Consider the following 4,435-nt stretch of genomic DNA (forward strand, 5'->3'; position numbering starts at 1 on the left):
GATCGGTGGCAAGACGGCGTTGGTGTGCGGTTACGGCGATGTCGGCAAGGGGTGTGCGGAGTCGCTGCGCGGTCAGGGTGCCCGGGTGATCGTGACGGAGATCGACCCGATCTGTGCGCTGCAGGCGGCGATGGACGGCTACCAGGTCGCGACGCTGGACGAGGTCGTGGACCAGGTCGACATCTTCGTGACGACGACGGGCAACAAGGACATCATCATGGCGTCCGACATGGCCCGGATGAAGCACCAGGCGATCGTCGGGAACATCGGTCACTTCGACAACGAGATCGACATGGCGGGCCTCGCGAAGATCGAGGGCATCGTCAAGGACGAGGTGAAGCCGCAGGTCCACACGTGGACGTTCCCGGACGGCAAGGTCATCATCGTGCTGTCCGAGGGCCGTCTGCTGAACCTGGGCAACGCCACGGGTCACCCGTCGTTCGTGATGTCCAACAGCTTCGCGGACCAGACTCTCGCGCAGATCGAGCTGTTCACGAAGCAGTCCGAGTACCCGACGGATGTGTACGTGCTGCCCAAGCACCTCGACGAGAAGGTCGCCCGGCTGCACCTGGACGCACTCGGGGTCCAGCTCACGACGCTGCGCCCGGAGCAGGCCTCGTACATCGGTGTCGAGGTCGAGGGTCCGTACAAGCCGGACCACTACCGCTACTGAGCACCGCTGCTGAGTACCGCGTCAGTCGCGCACGCTGACTGAACAGGACAGGCCCCCGCACCCCCGTGCCGGGGGCCTGTCCCGCACTCGGCCGCACCGCTGGCTACGGTGGACCCGTCAACAGGCCAGACAGAGGACTCCACGAACCCCATGCCCCGCGGCCGTTATTCGCTCCACGATCCGCACGATCACACCCCCCTCGGTGAAGAGCACTTCCATTGCGCACCCGGCCCTTCCGGCTGGCGCTACGTGGCCCAACGGACCACCCCCTCCGGCGACCACGCCGGCTCGATCGACCTGGCCCTCGACGAGCTCGGCCGCCCCATCCGCCTCGAAGTGAACGCCGCGAGCTGGCAGGTCAGAGGAGCCGCCCTCGACGGCGTCACCTGGGTACGCACCGACCCCACCGGCACCCACGCCACCGAAGGAAACGCCCCCGCGCACGCGTTCACCGGAACGTCCCCCGCATTCCTCGTCGCCACCACACGACTCCTGCGCCTCACCCCCGCTTCCCCCTCGACCCGTGTCCGCCTCGTCGCCCTCACGGATCCCGTCCTGGCCCCCCGCACCCTGGACCAGTCCTGGACCCTGCTGAACAGCGAAGCACACGCCACTGACAACGGACCGCTCACCGTGGACGAATACCAGGTCACAGCCCTGGACACGGGAGAGCAGCACCTCGTCCACGTCAGCGGCGACGTCGTCCTGGCGGCCCCCGGCATCGAGCTGGAGCACCTCGAGACACCACCGTCGGCATTCACCTGACGCCGACGAACATGCCGCGACGTCAGGCATCCGCGACGTCAGGCATGCCGTGACGTCAGGCAGGAGGAGCGAACCCGGTGGCCGGCGGCTCCGAACCTCCCGCGCCCGGCAAGGAGTCACCGGGGCCCGGGGGAGCGGGAGAGGGCGAAGGAGCAGGGGCATGGTGGGGAACGACGCCGGGAGCCTGCCCTCCCTGTCCGCCGTACGTCCCGTACGCGGGAGCGGCCGGAGCCGGAGGGGCCGCCCCGGGCTGCATCTGACCGCCGTACACCTGGGGGAAGCCTGACTGCCCTGCGGCGCCGAAGGCCCGCCGGGCCTCCCGCGACTGCCGCTCATGCATCACGGCAGCCAAAAAAGCGGCGGGCGGCACATCACTGGGCGCCGGAGCACCGGTGTGCGCGGCGAGATCTGCGGCAAGCCGCTCCGCCATTCCCCATCCGACCTGCGGATCCAGCTGCCCCCTGCGCGTCAGGTACTGGCGCACCGCGAGCCACAGCCCCTCCGGTACGGCGGACAGGTCCAGCTGCGCGAACCGCCCCACCAGCCACGGCGGCGGAGGCGGCACGAACGCCGCCTGCCCGGTGGGCACCCGCTCACGTACGACGAGGGTCCCCGCGAACACGTCCCCGACCCGTCGCCCCCGCGCGGACACCAACGACGCGATGCACGCCACGACCCCGAAAGTCATGAGGATCTCCACGACCCCGACGGCCCCGCGCACCAGGGCATGCCGGAACCGGATCGGCCCGCCGTCGTCCCGAACGACCCGCAGCCCGCAGGCGAGCTTGCCCAGCGACCGCCCGTGGCTCAACGTCTCCACGGCGATCGGAATCCCGACCAGCACCAGCAAGAACAGCGCCACGGACAGCGCGGCACCAGCAGCGTCGTCGAGCGAAGAAGTCGCTGCCACCACGACCATCGTCACGGCGATATAGACGACGAACGCCACCACCAGATCGATGAGCACGGCGAGCGCACGGCTCGGCAGCTTCGCGGGCCGCAGCTCCAGTGCCACGGCCTCGCCCGTCACCAACTCACTCACGCCGGCCACCCACCCTTCCCTGACCTGCCCTAGGAACCGCCAGTCTGCCAAGCTGAGGGCACATCGCGCCGCACAGGTGCCGGAAAGCGAGGAGCAGCAGACCGGATGGACCTCGACGTCTTCGTGTCCGCCCACCGCGCCGAGTGGGACCGCCTGGACGCCCTGCTGCGCCGCCGCCGACGCCTGACCGGCACGGAGGCGGACGAACTGGTGACCCTCTACCAGCGCACGGCCACGCACCTGTCCCTCATCCAGTCGAGCGCCCCGGACCCCCGGGTGATCGGCCGCCTCACCCAACTCGTGGCACGCGCGCGTAGCGCCGTGACAGGTACCCGCCGCGCTTCATGGCGCGATGTGACGCGCTTCTTGACGCACGGGTTTCCGGCAGCCGTCTACAAGGCACGCCACTGGTGGGTGCCCGCGGCGCTCATCTCCACGGCGATAGCCGCCCTGATCGGCTGGTGGATCGGCACGCACCCGGAGGTCCAGGCCTCTATAGCCGCCCCGTCCGAGCTCCGCGAGATGACCCGCCCCGGTGGCCAGTACGAGACGTACTACTCGAGCCATCCGGCAGCCTCCTTCGCGGCCCAGGTGTGGACGAACAACGCCCAGGCCGCCGCCATGTGCCTGGTCCTGGGAGTCTTCCTGGGACTGCCGGTCCTGTGGATCCTCTTCCAAAACGTGCTCAACATCGGTGTCGGCATCGGCCTGATGACCTCGGCCGGTCGCCTCGACACCTTCCTGGGCCTGATCCTGCCGCACGGCCTGCTGGAACTGACCGCGGTCTTCGTAGCGGCCGGCACCGGACTCCGCCTCGGCTGGACCGTCATCGACCCCGGCCCCCGCACCCGGAGAACAGCACTCGCCGAGGAGGGGCGCGCGGCACTGGGCATGGCCATCGGCCTGGCCCTGATCCTCTTCATCTCCGGAGCCATCGAAGGCTTCGTGACCCCTTCGGGCCTGCCGACCTGGGCCCGTATCGGCATCGGCATCGCCGCGGAACTCGCCTTCCTCACCTACGTGTACGTCCTCGGGTCCCGCGCGGTCCGAGAGGGCGAGACCGGTGACCTGGAGACGGCCGAACGCAGCGCAGTCGTGCCGACGGCCGCCTGATGTGCATCCGGTCTCTGTGAACTGCTAGTCTCCTCTTCGCCCCGAAAAGGTCGTTGACACGGCCAGAACGGGGAGGTAGATTCGAACAGTTGCCCCGAGCTCGACAAGCTCAACTGCAACGGTTAGCATCTAGCGCGCTTCACGAAATAACATTCTTCGAGAAGCCCCCCGATTACTCGGAAACTAAGAGCCGGTCAGTCCGGCCTAAAACTTCTGATAAAGTCGGATCAGCCGAAAGGCAAAGGCCCTCCAGCGGCCACCGGAAATGAATTCCGAACCGGAAACGGAACGGAAAACGGATCTGGTAAGGTTGGAAACGCAAGACCGAAGGGAAGCGCCCGGAGGAAAGCCCGAGAGGGTGAGTACAAAGGAAGCGTCCGTTCCTTGAGAACTCAACAGCGTGCCAAAAGTCAACGCCAGATTGACAACCCTGTCCCGGCCTTCTCGGTCGGAACACGGTTCCTTTGAAAAAGTCCTTCCACTTCATTGTGGGAGGCGCACAGCGAGGACGCTGTGAACCGGGGGGATTATTCCTCTTCCTGGTTCCGCTCTCGTGGTGTCACCCCCGATTACGGGGAAACATTCACGGAGAGTTTGATCCTGGCTCAGGACGAACGCTGGCGGCGTGCTTAACACATGCAAGTCGAACGATGAAGCCCTTCGGGGTGGATTAGTGGCGAACGGGTGAGTAACACGTGGGCAATCTGCCCTTCACTCTGGGACAAGCCCTGGAAACGGGGTCTAATACCGGATAACACTCCCGCACTCCTGTGTGGGGGTTAAAAGCTCCGGCGGTGAAGGATGAGCCCGCGGCCTATCAGCTTGTTGGTGAGGTAATGGCT

General features: G+C 67.1%; 4 protein-coding genes and 1 rRNA gene. 4 read left to right on the forward strand and 1 reads right to left on the reverse strand.

Features of this window, described 5'->3' with window-relative positions; genetic code table 11:
• On the forward strand, positions 1 to 673 hold a 673-nt coding region (locus G3I40_RS07095; protein WP_164301306.1), incomplete at its 5' end, for an adenosylhomocysteinase.
• A gap of 150 nt (positions 674 to 823) precedes the next feature.
• Positions 824 to 1,438 (forward strand): hypothetical protein, encoded by a 615-nt coding sequence (locus G3I40_RS07100; RefSeq protein ID WP_164301307.1) that lies wholly within the window; start codon positions 824 to 826, stop codon positions 1,436 to 1,438.
• Between the two features lie 55 nt (positions 1,439 to 1,493).
• Here the strand turns inward: G3I40_RS07100 and G3I40_RS07105 are convergent, their stop codons facing one another.
• Positions 1,494 to 2,480, reverse strand: coding sequence for an RDD family protein (locus G3I40_RS07105; RefSeq protein ID WP_343244846.1), 987 nt, complete (start codon positions 2,478 to 2,480; stop codon positions 1,494 to 1,496).
• Between the two features lie 105 nt (positions 2,481 to 2,585).
• On the opposite strand from G3I40_RS07105, the gene G3I40_RS07110 reads away from it, so the two are divergent.
• Both G3I40_RS07110 and G3I40_RS07115 read left to right on the forward strand, forming a co-directional pair.
• Positions 2,586 to 3,593 (forward strand): stage II sporulation protein M, encoded by a 1,008-nt coding sequence (locus tag G3I40_RS07110; protein WP_164301308.1) that lies wholly within the window; start codon positions 2,586 to 2,588, stop codon positions 3,591 to 3,593.
• A gap of 582 nt (positions 3,594 to 4,175) precedes the next feature.
• Positions 4,176 to 4,435 (forward strand): 16S ribosomal RNA (locus G3I40_RS07115); the annotation flags it as partial.

It is taken from the genome of Streptomyces sp. SID14478, from assembly GCF_010548525.1.
GTDB lineage: Bacteria > Actinomycetota > Actinomycetes > Streptomycetales > Streptomycetaceae > Streptomyces.